Consider the following 16965-nt stretch of genomic DNA (forward strand, 5'->3'; position numbering starts at 1 on the left):
GGGCCGCGCCTCGGCCGCTAATGCATGTCGCCCAAAAGTGCCCAGCGGTTTTGGGATAGCGACATGCACACAAACCAGCTCAGCCGCGCGACAGCGCCTCAAGAGCTTCGGCGGCGCCTTCCAGTATGGCGATCGCTTCGGCCTGCTTTTCGGCCGGCGCGTCGACGATCTCGCCGAGTGCTGCGCGCAGCCGGTGGCGCACGGCGCGGAACTCGTCGCGGGCTTCCGAACGGCCGCCGCGGCCACGCCGTCCGCCTTCCTCGCTGTCGTCGTTCCAGCCGAACCACTCGCGTGCCTTGGCCATCTTGCGGCCGAAGCGCTCGAGATGATCGAGCACGCCGTCGATCATTTCGCGATTTTCGGTGAGATGCGCCTGGCCCGCCTCGGTGATCGAAAACACCTTCTTGTTGCCGTCGGCCGCAGAGGCGGCATAGCCGGCCTCTTCGAGGAAAGTCAGCGTCGGATAAACGACGCCCGGGCTTGGGCTGTAGATGCCGCTGGTGCGCTCTTCCAACGCCTTGATGATGTCGTAGCCGTGGCGCGGCGCCTCGGCCAGCAGCGACAGCGTGATCAGCTTGAGATCGCCGTCGGCCAGCATGCGTCCCGCGCGAAACATGTCGCCCGGGCCGCCGCGTCCGCCGCCACGACCGCCATGCCCGAATGGGCCAAAGCCGCCGCCGCGCCCACCGAACTTGCCGGCCATATGCAGGAATGCGCGCTCGGCGCGCTCGCCAAAGGGATGATGTCTGTGCATGGATTGCTCCTTGAGTTCTATCTTACGATATATCTTAATTAGGCACGCAGGGTGGATGAGTCAAGATATATCTTACGATGTATCTAAAGGCAGCACCAGCGCCGTGTCACCGGCGTAGGTTCGGAGATGTCTGGGGATCTTTTCCGGCTACCAGCGGCCCTTGCGCCGGTTCCAGGCATAAAGCAGGTCGGCGAAACGATCATAGGCAAAGCGCGTCAGCGGCAGCGCGACCGGATTGCCGAAGAGCGTCGCCAGCCAGCCCTCGCCCGGCGTCACCCTCCAGACGGCAACCGCGACATCGGCGCCGACCAGCAGCCTGCCCTCAGCATCGGTGGCATGCAGCCGGCGACGGATGTCCTCCAGCGAGGCGCCGTGGCCGGCGAGCGCCGCCGGTTCGAGGTTGATGTCGCGGAATTCGATCCGCCCGGCCTTGATCGCCTCGATCAGCCGCCGTTTCTGCCTGGTGATGCCGCCGTCACAGACGGGGCAGCGTGTGTTGTACCAGACGGTAAGCGCAGGCTTGGGCATGGCTTTCAGACCGCGATCCGAGGGACGGAACCGACTATCCCCACAATGCCGTCGACCCGCAACATGGCGAAGCGCCGCGCTTGATCCGAACTCGTAGCCGAAGCGCTCGAAATCCCTGATATAGAGCCGCCGCACGATGGCTTTCGCCTCGTCATCATAGACGGCGCGATAGTCGACCGGTTCGCCGATATTCGATTGGGGAAGCTCGCCGGGAAGACCGAGCCGCTCGGCCAGGACATTGAACTGCTCGGCCAGTGCTTCGAAGCGCAGGACTTCGTCGACGATGAGCTTTCCATTCCTGTCCGAAATCCAGCTTGTCTGGTCCACGCGCGCCAGCCGGTTCTTGCGTTCAAGATAGCGTAGGAACGCCTTGAAGTCCCAGCGCTGCGCCTGGCGATGCCGGCGCCGCGAGGTTTTCCGGCGCAGATGCTGGTAATTGGAAACGACCAGCGCGAAAGGGTTGCGCACCACGGCGAATTTGTAGGCGCCGTCATAGAGCTGGGCCGGCAATTTGCGCCGCAGCCAGGCAGCTCTGTCATGCTGCTTGAAATTGGCCTTCTCCGGCGCCTCCGGCACCGGCAGCCGCGACAGCAGACGCCGCCATGGCGTCGGCTTCGGCTGCAGGCACCATGGCCGCAGCGCACGGGTGATCGAGGTCCCGGCCGTCTTCGGGATGTGGATGAAAATGAAGTTCTTCTCGAGCGAGAGGAGCATTTCTCCTCAATATCGGCAGCTCAGGCGCCGTCAAGCGGCACCCGCATTGATCACCCGGAAATGCCTCTGACCTCGTTACTTCAAGCTTCCGTCGCCTTATCCAAGCGAGGTGACGATCTCGCGATAGGCAAATTCGGGGAAAGCCTTGAGCGTTCGCGTCCTGACGCTGCCACCCGCCCCCAGCATCAGCGCAAAACGCGCCAACACTGCATCGTCGGGCGCCTCGACCACGGCCACCATGTCGCATTCGCCCATGGTGAGGTAAAACGCCTTGAACGATCCGCCCATGTCAGCCAGCTGCTTCTTGGCGGCATCAAGCCGCTTCGGCGACTCGCGCACGTTCCTGGCGCCCTGTTCGGTCCAGTTCATCAGCAGGATGTAGGTTGTCACGGCACACCTCCCTCCGGCGCCAGGGAGCACGGCTGAGGACCTCAGCCGGGGCGGGGCATCCGGTTTGTCGCCCAGAACATGCATCCGACCTCCGAAGTATCGGCCCGCAGCGAGTTTCGTGCAAGGACTGCCGCGCCAGCCTCATTGATGCGTGAAGGTGACAGCGTTATGGCTCAATAGAAGTTGGCGACCGAGGCGGCATCATCGTTAAGGGGACGCGGCCGAACGTGCCGTTGTAGAGCAATTCGATGAACCACTTGAAACGAAAAGGGCGCCTCGATGGGCGCCCTTAATTTCTTTGCAATCGGCGAGTGTCAGCTGTCGAGGAAGCTGCGCAGCTTGCGCGACCTGCTCGGGTGCTTGAGCTTGCGCAGTGCCTTGGCTTCGATCTGGCGGATACGCTCGCGGGTGACCGAGAACTGCTGGCCGACTTCTTCCAGCGTGTGGTCGGTGTTCATGCCGATGCCGAAGCGCATGCGCAGCACGCGCTCTTCGCGCGGCGTCAGCGAGGCGAGCACGCGCGTGGTGGTCTCGCGCAGATTGGCCTGGATCGCCGCATCGATCGGCAGGATCGCCATCTTGTCCTCGATGAAATCGCCCAGATGCGAATCCTCCTCGTCGCCCACCGGGGTTTCGAGCGAGATCGGCTCCTTGGCGATCTTCAGCACCTTGCGGACTTTTTCGAGCGGCATTGCGAGCTTTTCGGCCAGTTCCTCAGGCGTCGGCTCGCGGCCGATCTCGTGCAGCATCTGGCGCGAGGTCCGCACGATCTTGTTGATCGTTTCGATCATGTGCACCGGAATGCGGATGGTGCGCGCCTGGTCGGCGATCGAACGCGTGATCGCCTGCCGGATCCACCATGTCGCGTAGGTCGAGAACTTGTAACCGCGGCGGTATTCGAATTTGTCGACCGCCTTCATCAGGCCGATATTGCCTTCCTGGATCAGGTCGAGGAACTGCAGGCCGCGATTGGTGTACTTCTTGGCGATGGAGATGACGAGGCGCAGATTGGCCTCGACCATTTCCTTCTTGGCGATCGCGGCTTCGCGCTCGCCTTTCTGCACCTGGTTGACGATCTTGCGGAATTCCAGGATCGAGATCGCCGTTTCGGTGGCGAGGTTCTGGATCTCCGAACGCAGCTCCTTGATCGCGTCCTTCTCGTTCTTGGTGAATTCCTTCCAGCCGCGCGAGGTCAGATTGCCGATCGAGCGCGTCCAGTTCGGATCGAGCTCGGAACCCTGATATTCCTTGAGGAACTCCTCGCGGCGCACGCCATAGCTTTCGGCGAGGCGCAAGAGCTTGCCTTCGTTCTGCACCAGGCGCTTGTTGATGTCGTAGAGCTGCTCGACCAGCGCCTCGATGCGCGCGGTGTTGAGCGACAGCGACTTCACCGCCTTGATCAGTTGGTCCTTCAGCTCCTTCAGCCGGCGGTCCTGGCTGGGCGACAGCGTGCCGGCCGCGGCCAGCCGGTTCTCGACCTGCTGGTCCTGCAGCTTGCGCAGCTTCTTGTAGGTGTCGGCGATGACGTCGAGCGTCTCCATCACCTGCGGACGCAGTTCCGCTTCCATCGCCGCCAGCGACAGGCTGGCCTCGTCCTCATCTTCCTCGTCGTCATCGACCAGGCCGCGCGTGTCGGTGCCGACATTGGTGATGTCGTCTTCGTCTTCACGGCTGCCGCGGCGTGGCTTTTCCTCGGGCTTCGGGGCCTCCTCGATGCGCTCCACCACCGGCGCCTGTTTGGCTTCGGGGCCGGCATAGGTGGCTTCGAGGTCGATGATCTCGCGCAGCAGGATCTTGGATTCGTTGAGCTCGTCACGCCAGATGATGATGGCCTGGAAGGTCAGCGGGCTTTCGCAGAGGCCCGCGATCATCGTCTCGCGGCCGGCCTCGATGCGCTTGGCGATCGCGATTTCGCCCTCGCGCGACAGAAGCTCGACCGAGCCCATTTCGCGCAGATACATGCGCACCGGATCATCGGTGCGGTCGGTCGGCTCTTTCTTGGTGGTCGTGGCGGCGACAGCGGTGCCGGTCTGCTCGGCCAGTTCGTTGGCGTCTTCCTCGGCATCGGCATTGCTGTCGGCGGCCTCGGGCTCCTCGCCCTGGTCGTCGTCCTCGACCACGTTGATGCCCATGTCGGACAGCATCGCATTGATGTCTTCGATGCGATCCGGATCGGTCTCTTCCGACGGCAGCACCGCATTCAGTTCGTCAAGGGTCACATAGCCGCGCTTCTTGGCGGCCTTGATCATCTTTTTGACAGCATCATCGGAAAGGTCGAGCAGCGGGCCATCGGTGGCGCCTTCACGTTCGGTCTCGACCTCTTCCTTTTCCTTTGTCGCCATAGTCTTTATCTTCTCCTAGCGGCCGAACATCGAAGCCGCGTAAGCTGCCGCACCGGTCAAATTATGCGCTCGTGACGAAACGCGCTTCACCGGGCCGGTAACCGCATCAACTCTTTTGTTTGGTTCATATCGTGCCCCAAAACCGGTTTTCACTTTTGGGCGACATGCATTAAGTCCAGATTAACCCTGATATCTGTGGCAGGCTAACAGCCTGTCCAGTGATCAGCACCTCACATCGCTGCATTTCCCATCGACGCCGGCACGGGTTAAGGTTTCGAATCGTCCTGATTCCGTCATTCTGCCAGAAGGTCAAGCGCCTCTCGCATGATTCGCATCAAAAAAGCGAATCAATTACCCGACTTAGAGGCGTCGATTCGACGCGCAGCACGTTTCAACTTCACTCTTGCGCAGGTTTCAACCTACACGCGTCCAGCCTTGCCCGAGGACACGCCGAACCCTTCGATCAGCGCTTCCGTTGCCTGCACATCACGAAATTGCGCCTGAATCTCGACGAGATGCCGGTAGTTTTCGTCTGTGGGATCGCTGGCGAGCGCTGCTTCCGCCTGCTTGAGCTCCTTATGTAAGGTGCGCGCGCTGCGCTGCAAGTGCAGTGCCTGGTTGAAGGCGTCACGGGCATCGTCAAGGGCGGCGGTTTCCAGCGCCGGCCATTGCCGGGCGCGTTTGATCAGCGTCACCGCCCGCTCCCAGATATCGCGGCAGCCGGCGCGCTCGATCGTGGCGATCACCGCGTCGCGGTCATTGGCCATGTCATGCGCCATGGCATCGAGGATGGCGGCGTGCAGCCGCTGCAGATCGGTGTTGGCGAGATCGAGGAACTCGACATGGGCGAAATTCTCGTCGATCAGCGCGGGATGGTTGACCAGCGCCACGATGATCGTCGCCTCGCGCACCGACATCATCTCGCCGCCGCGCTTGACCATGGCGGAGCGGCCGAGGCTTTCAGTGATCGCGGCGCGCGCGCCGACGCCGCCGCCTTTCGCGAACTGCCCGCCGGGTGCGGCCGTTTTGCCCTGCCCCGGTTTCCAATCCTGACGGCCCTGCCGAACAGTGCGCTGGGCGCTGAAGAAGTTCAGCATGCGCTCGCGCATCCACTGCTGGTAGTGGTAGCGCTGCCCCTCGTCGCGGATGCGGCTGGTCAGGTCGCGCAGAGTCTTTTCCAACCCATCTCGCCGCTCGGGCGTGTCGAAGACGCCGCCTGCAGTCTCGCGCATCCACAAAAGGTCGGCCAGCGGCCGCGCTTCGGCGAGCACGGCGCGAAAGGCGTCCGGCCCTTCAGCCTTGACCAGATCGTCGGGGTCCTTGCCCTCGGGCAACAGGGCAAAGTGCACCGTGCGCCCAGACTGGACCGACGGCAGCACAAGATCTGCGGCGCGCCACGCCGCCTTCAACCCAGCCTGGTCGCCGTCGAAGCAAAGCATCGGCTCCGGCGCCATGCGCCACAGAAGTTCGAGCTGGTTTTCGGTGAGCGCGGTGCCGAGCGGCGCCACGGCATTTTCGAAACCGGCCTGCGCCAGCGCGATGACGTCCATATAGCCTTCGACGGCAATCACCGTGCCGCCCTTGGCCAGCGCTTTGCGGGCGCGGGCGAAATTGTAGAGCACATTGCCTTTGTGAAAGAGCTCGGTATCGGGCGAGTTCATGTATTTGGCCAGCGCATCGGGCGCCAGCGCGCGGCCGCCGAAGGCGATGATCTTGCCGCGCGAATCCGGGATCGGAAACATGACGCGGTCGCGGAACCAGTCGTAGGAGACCGGAATGTCGTCGCCGTGGCGCACCAGCCCGCAGGCCTCGATGTCGGCCTTGGGCACGCCCTTGGCGGCGAGATGCTCCTTCAGCGCGTTGCGGCTGTCCGGCGCATAGCCCAGCCGGAACGATTGCTGCGTCGCCGGTGTGAGTCCGCGGTCCCTGAGATAGGCGCGCGCCTTGGCGCCTTCCGGTCCCTGCAGCCGCTCCTGGAAGAAGGCAGTCGCCATCTCCATGACGTCGGTCAGGCTGGCGCGTTCCTTCTCGCGCTGTTCCTCCCGTTCGTCGCGCACCGGCATCGGCACGCCGGCCATCTCGGCGATCTTCTCGACCGCTTCGGGAAAGCTCAATCCGTCGAGCTCGGTCAGGAATTTGAAATGATCGCCTGACACCGAACAGCCGAAACAGTGGTAGCGGCCCTTCTTGTCCTCGCAGTGAAAGGACGGGCTCTTCTCGCCATGGAAGGGGCAGCATGCCCAGTAATCGCCGCGCGACGCGTTGGTCTTCTTCCTGTCCCACGCGACGCGCTGGCCGATAACCGATGAAATCGGCACACGGTCGCGTATCTCGTCGAGAAAGGCGGGCGGAAAGCGCATCGGGGAACTCGTTTCCCCACCATATAATCACGCCGGCGAAATCCGACGACCCCGAATACCGGCCATACCCGGTTTCCACAGACAAAAAGAAAGGCGGCCGTATCGGGCCGCCTCCAATTCCCTCATTTCCGACACGCTCTGTCGCGCGCCAACGCGCCCTTGAAATCGACAATATTTTATTACCCGGCTAAACTAATCGAGCTATTGTCAACTGCAGCCATGATCATGATTCGCACCTCCACGTTCACTGCTGTTCGCGTCGCCGCTGCTCGTCGAATGCGGGCGTCGACATGAGCGGTTCGGTCGTTCTCCTGCATCTGGCCGGCGCAGTGGCGCTGATGCTGTTCGCCACCCGCATGGTGAAAACAGGCGTCGAGCGCGCTTATGGCGACGTGCTGCGCCACAAACTGCGCGCCACCATGCGCAATCCGATCATGGCGGTTCTGGCCGGCTGTGGCCTGTCGATCGCACTGCAAAGCTCCACCGCCGTCACGCTTCTCGTCGGCTCCTTCGCCGGCGCCGGCATCGTCTCCGGCATATCGGGCCAGCTTGCGGTGCGCGGCGCCGAGATCGGCTCGGCGCTGGTGGTCAAGCTCTTGACCTTCGATCTCACGCTGCTGGTGCCGATCTGCCTTGTCGCCGGCACCGTCATGTTCATGGCCACCGAGCGGCGCGACTGGCGCCAGTCCGGCCGCATTCTGGTCGGCATCGGCCTTTTGCTTCTGTCGCTGGAGATGATCGGCCAGGCGTCCGAGCCGCTGCGCCAGAGCACGCTGATGCCGCTCATCGTCAACTACTTCTCAGGCGACTTCGTCACCGCCTATCTGCTTGCAGCCCTCATCACCTGGCTGTTCCACTCCTCGATCGCCGCGGTGCTGCTTTTGGTGACGCTGGCCGGCCGCGGTTTCATCCCGCCGGAACTCGGCATCGTGCTGGTGCTCGGCGTCAATCTCGGCTCGTCGATCATCGCGCCGCTGCTCACCCGCAACGCCGAGCCTGGCGTGCGCGTCGTGCCGATCGGCAATCTCTTGATGCGCGGCATGGGCTCGCTGGTGATGCTGATCCTGTTCATGACGCTGAAGCCGCCGGTCGCCTTCCTCGGCATCACCGTACCGGACCAGATCGTCAACGCCCACATTCTGTTCAATGTGCTGATCCTGCTCGCCGGCCTGCCGCTGGCCAGTCTGGTCTATCGCGTTTCGGAGAAGATCGTGGCGATGGACACCAAGTCCGAACCGGCCGCAGCTCTCGACGTCATCGAGCTTTCCGCGCTCAACGACAGCGCGCTGGACGCGCCGAGCCAGGCGCTGGCCAATGCCACCCGCGAGGTGGTGCGGGTCTGCGAAACGGTCGAGATCATGCTGAAGCGCATCATCGAACTCTACGAGAGCGCCGACGCCGACAAGATCAAGGCGCTGGCCGCACTTGACGACCGTGTCGACAGGAAGCACGCGGCGATCAAGCTCTATCTGGCCAAACTGACCAGGAACTCGCTCACAGAGGACGAGGCCCTCCGCTGCCAGGAATTGATCGGTGCCTGCGTCAAGCTCGAGCAGGTCGGCGACATCATCGTGCGCAACATGCTGGTGCATGTGAAGAAGAAGCTTGAGCGCGGGCTGGAGTTCACGCCCGAAGGCTGGCGCGAACTCAGCGCCTTCCATGCCTCGGTGCTGGCCAATGCCAGGCTCGCCTTCAATGTGCTGGTGTCCCGCGACCCCGAGGCCGCGCGCCAGCTGGTGCTGGAAAAGGACCGACTGCGCGACCGCGAGAAGGAAACCAGCGCCAGCCATTTCGTGCGCCTGCGCGACGGCACCGCCAAAAGCGTCGAGACCAGCTCCATCCACCTCGACACCATCCGCGACCTGAAACAGATCAACTCGCTGCTGGCATCGATGGCCTACCCGGTGCTGGAAGAGCGCGGCCTGCTCGGTGGGTCGCGGCTGAAGGCCAGCTGAGCCCGAACAAGCGCCTGCTGCGGCGAAATTAGTCTTTGCGCGCCCAGCCCTCCCTCGGCTAAGCATCGGGTCAGTCCACCGGGAGGATAGTCTTTGGATACCCATTCGCGCAGCTTTGCCAAGGCGCTATCGTGGCGCGCCACCGGCACCATCGACACGATGATCATCTCGCTCGTCATCACCGGCAGCATCAAGCTTGCTGCGGCCATCGGCGCCACCGAGGTCGTCACCAAATCCTTGCTGTATTACCTTCATGAGCGGGCGTGGCTGAAAATCCCCTACGGCAGGAAGAACGTCGCTTAGACTTGGCGGGTGCCGCCAGCTGGGATGCGCCGGATCAAGAAAACCTAAAGCGGCGTCGACAATTTCTGCATTGCCGGCAAGCGCCATCCATGATTTGAGGCGACCTCGTCTCAGGATCGCTTCCGCGCCATGCTTCCGCTCATAGCCCTGTTCATCGCCGCCTTCGCTTTCGGCACCACCGAATTCGTCATCGCCGGTGTATTGCCGCAAGTGGCCGATGGCCTCGGCGTTTCGATCCCGACCTCCGGCTATCTCGTCTCCGGCTATGCCGGCGGCATCGCGGTTGGCGGGCCGTTGCTGGCGCTCGCCACCAAAGGCATTTCCCGCAAAACCCTGCTGCTTTGCCTGACCGTCGCCTTCACCATCGGCCAGGCCGCCTGCGCGCTGGCGCCCAACTTTGCCTCGATGCTGCTGCTGCGCATTGGTGTGGCCGGCGCACATGGCGCCTATTTCGGCGTCGCCATGGTGGTGGCCGTCGGCCTCGTGCCCGAGGACAAGCGCGGCATGGCTGTCGCCGTCATTCTCTCCGGCCTCACCGTCTCCAACGTCATCGGCGTGCCGGCCGGCACCGCGATCGGCAATCTCTGGAGCTGGCGCGCCACCTTCTGGGTGATGTGCGCCCTGGGCCTTGTGGCGCTCGCCGCCATGGCCACCCTTTTGCCGCGCAAAACGGGCGCGTCGAGCCCGCCAGCCAACCTTGGCCACGAGGTGCGCGTGCTGGCCCGCCAGCAGGTCTGGACCTCGCTCATCCTGATGCTGATGCTGATGATCGGGCAGTTCGGCCTGTTCACCTACATCACCCCGACGCTGCTTGAAGTGACCCATCTCGACGAAAACCTGATCCCTTGGGTGCTGCTGCTCAACGGCGTCGGCGCCACCGTCGGTGTCTTCCTCGGCGGCAAGCTTTCCGACTGGAAGCTGATGCCGTCGCTGATCACCATGCTTGCCCTGCAGGCGGTGATGCTTGGCGTGATCTATGCCGTCAGCCCCTACCCGCTGCCGATGATCATCGCCATCGTCATTTGGGGTGGTCTGAACTTCGCCATTGGCACGCCGATCCAGACCCGCATCCTGGCCTGGACGGCGGACGCCTCCAATCTCGCCTCCTCGCTCATACCGTCGGGCTTCAACGTCGGCATCGCGCTCGCCGCATCGCTGGGTGCCGCCATGCTCAACGCCGGTTACGGCTATCGCAGCCTGCCGGTGGTGGGTGCTGCTGCGATGCTGGTCGCGGTCGCGGTGGCGCTTGCCTCCTACATCTGGGAAGGGCGCAGCCGGGCAGCCCCACCGCTGCCAGCCGCGGCCGAGTAGCGGCACCAGCCGCCATTGGCGGCATCAGACCGGAGCGGGCGCGTATCCGGAGCTGCCCGCAAGGATCGAGACGAGGCTGCGCAGGCCCTGTTCAAGCCTTTCCCGGCTGGATGCTGCACCGAGCGCCAGGCGCACGCCTTTGGCTGCATCCGGCACAACGGTAAACTCCTCCGCCGGACTGAGGGCCAATCCTCGGCGTCGTGCGAGATCGGCGAGTTCCAAGGAGCTCAGCTCCCCGTCGAGAGGATACCACAGATGCAGGCTGGATGGCGCCGCGGCGAAGCCTCGGGGCAGAATCATCCGCGCCGCCTCCAGTCTCGCTTGCGCTTCGGCGCGCACTGCGGTGGTGATCTCGCCGGCGAGGCCGTTGCGTATCCATTCGCAGGCGAGGCCCGTCATCAACGGCGGGGCCATCATCGTGGTCCCGCGGATGGCTTCGGCAATCGGCTCGATGGCGTCAGTGCCCGATCCGACGAGGAACGCGGTGCGCAGGAACGGCGAGACACATTTCGCCATCGTCGCGACATGGATGGTCCACTCGGGCGCCAGGCTGAGAAAGGAAGGCGGAGGTGCTGCAACCAGCGGGCTGTACGGGTCGTCCTCGATGATGGTCAGACCCAGCCTCCCCGCCACCCGCGCCAGATCGCGGCGTCGACCCTCCGGCATGATCAGCGCCGACGGATTGTGCATCGTTGGATTGAGATAGAGGATTCGGGCGCCGTGCCGGCGCACCGCCTCCTCGAGATAGTCCGGGCGCATTCCTTGATCGTCACATCCCACACCGGCCAGCTCACGCTTCGTTGTCCTGGCAAGCGCTTTCAGGCCCGGGTAGGTCAGCGCATCGGTGACTATGGTGTCACCCTCGCGGGTTTGCGACAGAACAACGGCTGCGAGCAAAGCCTGCGCGCCTGAACCGACGACCACACGATCGACCGGCAGCCTGTCAGCCGTTGCGGCGAGCCACGCGGAACCCGCGGCGCGCTCGGCGGGCGAGCCAGGCCCGGGATGGTAGGACAAAAGCGCCTCCGCGCTCGAACGGCGCAGCAATCCGTCTATGCCGCTGCGGATCAACGCCGGCAGGCTGAGGCCTGCGGGTGCCGGCGGGATGTTCATGCTCAGATCCAGGATCGGTTCCTCGGCCTCTCCCGGCGTGACGAAGGTGCCCCGCCCCGCGGCGGCGTCGATGAGATTGCGGCGGCGGGCCTCGGTGAACGCTCTGGTGACTGTGGTCAGATCGACCCCCAGCAGCCGGGCCAATTCACGCTGCGGCGGCAATCTGTCGCCCGGCTGCAGGCGCCCGCTGGAGCGGGCGACGGCAAGCGCGTCGACGATCCTGAGATAGATCGGCCCTGGCCCCTCTCCCAATACGGAAAGCCATCCGAGCTCGCCGTCGCCAATCATCCTGCTACCGCCTTCATTCTCGTATCCATACATTTTGTCGCATTGTATGCATACAACTAGGATACTAGTATGTATCGCGAACCTCAAGGCCGGATGAGAGGGCCCTTTGATGAGGTCGGTTGGAGTGACCATCATGCACGATCACGCGCACTATCCCCCGCTTGTGCCATGGCAAGTCGGAATTCGCGGCCGCTGCCCGCGGTGCGGAGAAGGCCGGCTGTTCAACGGATTTCTGACGCTCGCGCCAAAATGCGAGGTTTGCGGGCTAGACTACTCTTTCGCAGATCCGGCCGACGGCCCTGCCTTCTTCGTGATCTGCTTTGCCTGCGTCCCCTCTGTGCTTTTCGCCGTCTGGGCACAAGTGACCTTTGAGCCGTCCATGTGGTTCCATGTCTTCGTTTCGTTGCCGATCGTTTTTGCCACATGCATCCCGCCCCTGAGGCCGCTCAAAGGCTGGCTCGTGGCAAGTCAGTTTTACCACAAGGCGGAAGAGGGCAGGCTGGCCAGACCCGGCGAATAACGTCTGACCCGCGCCCCTACAAATCGATCCGGAACAACAAGCTCTCGGCGCCGCCATATACGGCGTCCTTGATGAACGGGCCAACCAACCGGCCGCCATTGGCCAGCACCACCTTCTGCGAGGCAGGATTGTCGAGGTCGGTGGTGAGCTCGACATATGACAAGCCGACTGCCCTCGCCTCGGGGAGCATCAGCCGCAGCGCTTCGGTGGCATAGCCGCGGCCGCGCTTCCAGGGCACCACGGCATAGCCGATATGGCCGAGCACATGGGACGGCAGCGCCGACGTACCGGGCTGCCAGCGAAAGCCGATGGAGCCGGCGGCCTCGCCGTCCCAGATCCAGCGTCGGAAGCCGGGCAGCCGCGGCACGGTCGTGCCATCGGGCAAGGCGATCGGCGGCCCTTTCGCCTCGGGATCGTCGAGGCTGGCAAGGAACGCCACCGGATCCGCCTCGATGGCGGCGAGCTGCTCGCGCGTCGCTTCCATCAGGCGGACATTGTCCGGCGACCAGCCGCGCTCGAGTGCGGCCTTGTAGGACGGCAGATGTTCAAGCGCGGGTTTGACGATTTCGATCATGACGACAGACCACTTGGCGCCCAACCCGCAAGCTCGGCGTGGCAGCAGAGAACCTCTACTGCAGCAGGCCTTTGACGATGCCGCTGGCCTTGCCGAAATCCATCTGGCCGGCATATTTCTGCTTCAGCGCGGCAATCACCTTGCCCATGTCCTTCTGGCTGGCCGCACCGGTGGCAGTGATTGCCTCGCGCGCTGCCGCATTCACCGCGGCATCGTCCAGCTGCGTCGGCAGGAAACCGCGGATGATCTCCATCTCGCCGCGCTCCTGCGCCGCCAGTTCCGGCCGCTTGCCGTCTTCGAACGCCTTGGCCGACTCCTCGCGCTGCTTCACCATCTTGGCCAGTATCTGCAGGATCTCCTCGTCGCTGGCCGGCTCCTTGCCCGAACCGCGATTGGCAATGTCACGGTCGTGGATGGCGGCCTGGATCAGCCGCAATGTCGGCAGCCGGTGCTTGTCCTGCGCCTTCATCGCGATCTTCAGGGATTCGGCGATTTTTGCGCGCATGATGCTTTCTCCTTCGAACGGCGCGGACAATAACCGCGGCGAACTCGTAAAGCAAACGCGCCAAGCCCCTGATATCGTTCAACGAAACAAATGCCTGCCGATTTGGCCCGGCATCATTGACCACTCTGGCGCCTTCCCCTATGTACTCGGCCTTGCATAAGACAATGAGTTCATGTCGCCCAAAAGTGCCTAGCAGTTTTGGGACAACGACATGAACAGGCAAAGAATGATGCGCGCAGGCTCGAGAGATCGGCCGCGCCGTTTGCTGCGCAGAACCATCGAAGCGCGCAACCTGACAGGAGCGCCGCCATGGCCGAGATGACGCCCGCGTTGACCCCCGCTTGGGCAACCGAAAATCCGACCGCCCTGCTGGTGCTGGCGGACGGCACCGTCATCGAAGGTCGCGGTCTTGGCGCCACCGGTTCCGCCGTTGCGGAAGTCTGCTTCAACACCGCACTGACCGGCTACCAGGAAATCCTCACCGACCCGTCCTATGCCGGCCAGATCGTCACCTTCACCTTCCCGCATATCGGCAATATCGGCACCAATGACGAGGACATCGAGGACTTGAACCCGGTCGCCCGCGCCGGCGCCGTCGGCGCGGTGTTCAAGGCCGACGTCACCAACCCGTCCAACTACCGCGCCGGCACCGGGCTCGACCAGTGGCTGAAGAAGCGCGGCATCGTCGCGCTCTCCGGCATCGACACCCGCGCGCTGACCGCGCTGATCCGTGAAAAGGGCATGCCCAACGCCGTCATCGCGCATGCGCCCGACGGCGTCTTCGACCTCGACGACCTCAAGCGCCGCGCCGCCGCCTGGTCGGGCCTGATCGGGCTCGACCTCGCCAAGGAGGTCACCTCCGGCCAGTCCTCGGTCTGGCGCGAAACGCCTTGGGTCTGGAACGAAGGCTTTGGCGAACAGGCCGAACCGTCCATGCACGTCGTCGCCATCGACTACGGCGTCAAGCGCAACATATTGCGCCTGCTTTCGGGCCTCGGCGCCAAGGTCACCGTGGTGCCTGCCAGCACCGGTTCGGAAGAGATCCTCGCCATGCAGCCGGACGGCATCTTCCTCTCCAACGGCCCCGGCGATCCGGAAGCCACCGGCGACTACGCCGTGCCGGTCATCCAGGACCTGCTCAAGACTGACATACCGGTGTTCGGCATCTGCCTCGGCCACCAGATGCTGGCGCTGGCGCTGGGCGGCAGGACCGCCAAGATGCACCAGGGCCACCACGGCGCCAACCACCCGGTCAAGGATCACACGACAGGCAAGGTCGAGATCGTCTCGATGAACCACGGCTTTGCCGTCGATGCCGACTCGCTGCCGGAGGGCGTCGAGGAAACCCATGTCTCGCTGTTCGACGGCTCGAATTGCGGCATCACGTTGACGGGACGCCCGGTGTTCTCGGTCCAGCATCATCCCGAGGCTTCGCCAGGCCCACAGGACTCACACTACCTGTTCCGCCGCTTCGTCAATTTGATCCGCGAAAAGCGTGGCGAGGAATTGCTGGCCGAGCGGGCCTGAGCCTCTACGCCACCGGCCGGCCTTCGCTTGCCTCCAGAATGGCGAACCATTGCTGGCGGTCGAGGTTGATCTCCAGCCCCTTGACAATGGCTGACAGCCGCTCCGGCTTCATCGTGCCCAGCACCGGCACCAGCCGGGCCGGGTGGCGCAACAGCCAGGCGATGGCCATTGCCGCGAGATCGCCCACGCCGGTTTCAGCCGCAACGCTGGCAAGCGCTGCCCTGACCCGCGCCTCGCGCCCTTCCTTGCCGGTGAACAGCGAGCCGCCGCCGAGCGGCGACCAGATCATCGGCGCATAGCCGAGGCGCTGCGCATGATCGAGGCTGCCATCGGCCAGCGCATTGGTTTTCAGCACCGACATTTCGATCTGGTTGGTGGCCAAGGGAGACGGCAGCCGCGACAGCGACACTCCGCCCTTGGTCAGCTTTATGCGGCTGTCATGCCTCATACCTGCGCTCCATCCTCAGCGACGCCGGTAGCGGCGCTTCTCGCTGTCGTCGGCCGCGCCACTTTCGTCACAAAGACGATAACTGCGAGCGTGAGGAAGCATGCGCCGAGCAGATAGGGCGCGCCGCCGAAGGTCACGGGCGCATTCGGCCCCGTGAACCAGGAAAAGATCGCGGTGTAGAGCAGCGGCGTGATGATCGAGGTGATCGAGAAGATAGAGGTCATCGCGCCCTGCAATTCGCCCTGCGCCGAAGGTGGCACCTTGGCGGCGGCGAGGCTCCTCAGCGGCGGATCGGCCAGCGCTTCGAGGCAGCCGACAACGATCACCGCATAGATCATCCAGCCTTGCGAAGCGAAGGCGTAGCCGAAGGCGCTGGCGGCCGTGAATGTGAGACCAATGACCGCCGTCCTCCATTCGCCAAGTTTTGGGATCACGCGCGGCAGCACCGTCGCCATTACGATGGCCCCGCACAGACCGAAGGCGCCGAGCGAGAAGCCGATCTGCTGCTCGCTCCAGCCATAGCGGTAATTGGAGACGAACGACCACACCGCCGGATACATCATGTGGCCGAGCGTCATCAGGAAGAAGGCGAGCCCGATCCAGCCGATGCCCTGGTATTGACGCATCTGCATGAGCGTGCCGACCGGGTTGGCGCGTTTCCACTCGAAGCGCCGGCGGTGCTTTTGCTCCAGCGTTTCCGGCAGGAAGAACAGCGCGATCAAAAAATTCACGGAGGCAAGCCCGGCGGCGAAATAGAACGGCACGCGCGGCCCGAACGTGCCGAGCAGCCCGCCCAGCACCGGCCCGATGACGAAGCCGACGCCGAAGGCGATGCCGAGCAGGCCGAAATTCTTCGCCCGGTTCTCGTCGTTCGAAATGTCGGCAATGAAGGCCGATGTCGTGGAATAGCTGGCGCCCGAAATACCGGCCAGCACGCGGCCGATGAACAGCATCGGATAGGACCAGGCGATGGCGCAGATCAGATTGTCGATGGAGAAGGTAAGCACGGAGGCAAGCAGGATCGGCCGCCGTCCGAAGCGATCGCTCAAGCCGCCCATGATCGGCGCGAAGAAGAACTGCATCGCCGCATAGACGAAGAACAGCCAGCCGCCCTCGATCGCCGCTTCGCTGATGCCAACGCCGCTCAACTCCCTTAGGAAAGCCGGCAACACCGGCATGATCATGCCGAAGCCGATAATATCGAGCAGCAGCGTGGTGAAGACGAGCGCAAGGCCCCGCCTGGCGGTTTTGGGGTCGATCATGATGGTGCCTGCTCCCTGGGCCGCCTTTGGGGCGAAGGCGGGCGCCCGTTATAAGCGAGGCGTCACTCTGG

15 protein-coding genes and 1 pseudogene are annotated in these 16965 nt (G+C 63.8%); 5 read left to right on the plus strand and 11 right to left on the minus strand.

All coding sequences use genetic code 11. From position 1 onward, the window contains the following. Positions 1-79: 79 nt before the first annotated feature. The 6 genes and pseudogenes from AC04SH_RS14660 to dnaG all read right to left on the minus strand — a co-directional run bounded on the left by AC04SH_RS14660 (position 80) and on the right by dnaG (position 7088). Entirely contained in the window at positions 80-754 is a 675-nt protein-coding gene (locus AC04SH_RS14660) for a PadR family transcriptional regulator (protein WP_488575564.1), read from the minus strand. A 147-nt stretch (positions 755-901) separates the two neighbouring features. After that, complete coding sequence (locus tag AC04SH_RS14665; RefSeq protein WP_488575731.1) at positions 902-1282, minus strand: thiol-disulfide oxidoreductase DCC family protein; 381 nt, start codon at positions 1280-1282, stop codon at positions 902-904. 102 nt (positions 1283-1384) lie between these two features. Next, positions 1385-1996 (minus strand): annotated as a pseudogene (locus tag AC04SH_RS14670) (sulfotransferase family 2 domain-containing protein); the annotation flags it as partial. A 96-nt stretch (positions 1997-2092) separates the two neighbouring features. Then, positions 2093-2386, minus strand: coding sequence for a GYD domain-containing protein (locus tag AC04SH_RS14675; RefSeq protein WP_112563285.1), 294 nt, complete (start codon positions 2384-2386; stop codon positions 2093-2095). 314 nt (positions 2387-2700) lie between these two features. After that, complete coding sequence (rpoD, locus tag AC04SH_RS14680; RefSeq protein WP_352589682.1) at positions 2701-4728, minus strand: RNA polymerase sigma factor RpoD; 2028 nt, start codon at positions 4726-4728, stop codon at positions 2701-2703. A gap of 419 nt (positions 4729-5147) precedes the next feature. Then, on the minus strand, positions 5148-7088 hold the full coding sequence (gene dnaG, locus AC04SH_RS14685) for a DNA primase (protein ID WP_488575565.1): 1941 nt from the start codon (positions 7086-7088) through the stop codon (positions 5148-5150). Between the two features lie 290 nt (positions 7089-7378). Between dnaG and AC04SH_RS14690 the strand changes: the two genes are divergently transcribed. The 3 genes from AC04SH_RS14690 (at position 7379) to AC04SH_RS14700 (ending at position 10657) form a co-directional block, all read left to right on the plus strand. Beyond that, positions 7379-9043: a Na/Pi cotransporter family protein gene (locus AC04SH_RS14690; protein ID WP_488575566.1), complete on the plus strand. Its 1665-nt coding sequence runs from the start codon at positions 7379-7381 to the stop codon at positions 9041-9043. A 93-nt stretch (positions 9044-9136) separates the two neighbouring features. Beyond that, positions 9137-9346, plus strand: a complete 210-nt coding sequence (locus tag AC04SH_RS14695; protein ID WP_477236931.1) for a DUF2061 domain-containing protein — start codon at positions 9137-9139, stop codon at positions 9344-9346. Between the two features lie 129 nt (positions 9347-9475). After that, on the plus strand, positions 9476-10657 hold the full coding sequence (locus AC04SH_RS14700) for an MFS transporter (protein WP_488575567.1): 1182 nt from the start codon (positions 9476-9478) through the stop codon (positions 10655-10657). A gap of 24 nt (positions 10658-10681) precedes the next feature. Here the strand turns inward: AC04SH_RS14700 and AC04SH_RS14705 are convergent, their stop codons facing one another. Next, positions 10682-12058 carry an aminotransferase-like domain-containing protein gene (locus AC04SH_RS14705; RefSeq protein WP_488575568.1) on the minus strand — a complete coding sequence of 459 codons (1377 nt, stop codon included), beginning with the start codon at positions 12056-12058 and terminating at the stop codon, positions 10682-10684. A 133-nt stretch (positions 12059-12191) separates the two neighbouring features. On the opposite strand from AC04SH_RS14705, the gene AC04SH_RS14710 reads away from it, so the two are divergent. Then, positions 12192-12578, plus strand: a complete 387-nt coding sequence (locus AC04SH_RS14710; RefSeq protein WP_477236925.1) for a DUF983 domain-containing protein — start codon at positions 12192-12194, stop codon at positions 12576-12578. A gap of 16 nt (positions 12579-12594) precedes the next feature. Here the strand turns inward: AC04SH_RS14710 and AC04SH_RS14715 are convergent, their stop codons facing one another. After that, positions 12595-13152 (minus strand): GNAT family N-acetyltransferase, encoded by a 558-nt coding sequence (locus AC04SH_RS14715; protein WP_488575569.1) that lies wholly within the window; start codon positions 13150-13152, stop codon positions 12595-12597. 55 nt (positions 13153-13207) lie between these two features. Then, a complete protein-coding gene (locus AC04SH_RS14720) occupies positions 13208-13657 on the minus strand; it encodes a GatB/YqeY domain-containing protein (protein WP_488575570.1) in 450 nt (149 codons plus the stop codon). 309 nt (positions 13658-13966) lie between these two features. On the opposite strand from AC04SH_RS14720, the gene carA reads away from it, so the two are divergent. Further along, positions 13967-15184 carry a glutamine-hydrolyzing carbamoyl-phosphate synthase small subunit gene (gene carA, locus AC04SH_RS14725; RefSeq protein ID WP_488575571.1) on the plus strand — a complete coding sequence of 406 codons (1218 nt, stop codon included), beginning with the start codon at positions 13967-13969 and terminating at the stop codon, positions 15182-15184. 4 nt (positions 15185-15188) lie between these two features. Here carA and AC04SH_RS14730 read toward each other — a convergent pair whose 3' ends face one another. After that, complete coding sequence (locus AC04SH_RS14730; RefSeq protein WP_488575572.1) at positions 15189-15632, minus strand: aldo/keto reductase; 444 nt, start codon at positions 15630-15632, stop codon at positions 15189-15191. After that, positions 15629-16894, minus strand: a complete 1266-nt coding sequence (locus tag AC04SH_RS14735; RefSeq protein ID WP_488575573.1) for a TCR/Tet family MFS transporter — start codon at positions 16892-16894, stop codon at positions 15629-15631. The genes AC04SH_RS14730 and AC04SH_RS14735 overlap by 4 nt, the downstream gene beginning before the upstream one ends. Between the last annotated feature and the right edge of the window lie 71 nt (positions 16895-16965).

It is taken from the genome of Mesorhizobium sp. CNPSo 4688 (assembly GCF_057784295.1).

Coding starts and splice junctions, on each gene's coding strand:
- AC04SH_RS14660 (WP_488575564.1), bottom strand. CDS start 754: ATGCACAGACATCATCCCTTTGGCGAGCGCGCCGAGCGCGCATTCCTG.
- AC04SH_RS14665 (WP_488575731.1), bottom strand. CDS start 1,282: ATGCCCAAGCCTGCGCTTACCGTCTGGTACAACACACGCTGCCCCGTC.
- rpoD (WP_352589682.1), bottom strand. CDS start 4,728: ATGGCGACAAAGGAAAAGGAAGAGGTCGAGACCGAACGTGAAGGCGCC.
- dnaG (WP_488575565.1), bottom strand. CDS start 7,088: ATGCGCTTTCCGCCCGCCTTTCTCGACGAGATACGCGACCGTGTGCCG.
- AC04SH_RS14690 (WP_488575566.1), top strand. CDS start 7,379: ATGAGCGGTTCGGTCGTTCTCCTGCATCTGGCCGGCGCAGTGGCGCTG.
- AC04SH_RS14700 (WP_488575567.1), top strand. CDS start 9,476: ATGCTTCCGCTCATAGCCCTGTTCATCGCCGCCTTCGCTTTCGGCACC.
- AC04SH_RS14705 (WP_488575568.1), bottom strand. CDS start 12,058: ATGATTGGCGACGGCGAGCTCGGATGGCTTTCCGTATTGGGAGAGGGG.
- AC04SH_RS14710 (WP_477236925.1), top strand. CDS start 12,192: ATGCACGATCACGCGCACTATCCCCCGCTTGTGCCATGGCAAGTCGGA.
- AC04SH_RS14715 (WP_488575569.1), bottom strand. CDS start 13,152: ATGATCGAAATCGTCAAACCCGCGCTTGAACATCTGCCGTCCTACAAG.
- AC04SH_RS14720 (WP_488575570.1), bottom strand. CDS start 13,657: ATGCGCGCAAAAATCGCCGAATCCCTGAAGATCGCGATGAAGGCGCAG.
- carA (WP_488575571.1), top strand. CDS start 13,967: ATGGCCGAGATGACGCCCGCGTTGACCCCCGCTTGGGCAACCGAAAAT.
- AC04SH_RS14730 (WP_488575572.1), bottom strand. CDS start 15,632: ATGAGGCATGACAGCCGCATAAAGCTGACCAAGGGCGGAGTGTCGCTG.
- AC04SH_RS14735 (WP_488575573.1), bottom strand. CDS start 16,894: ATGATCGACCCCAAAACCGCCAGGCGGGGCCTTGCGCTCGTCTTCACC.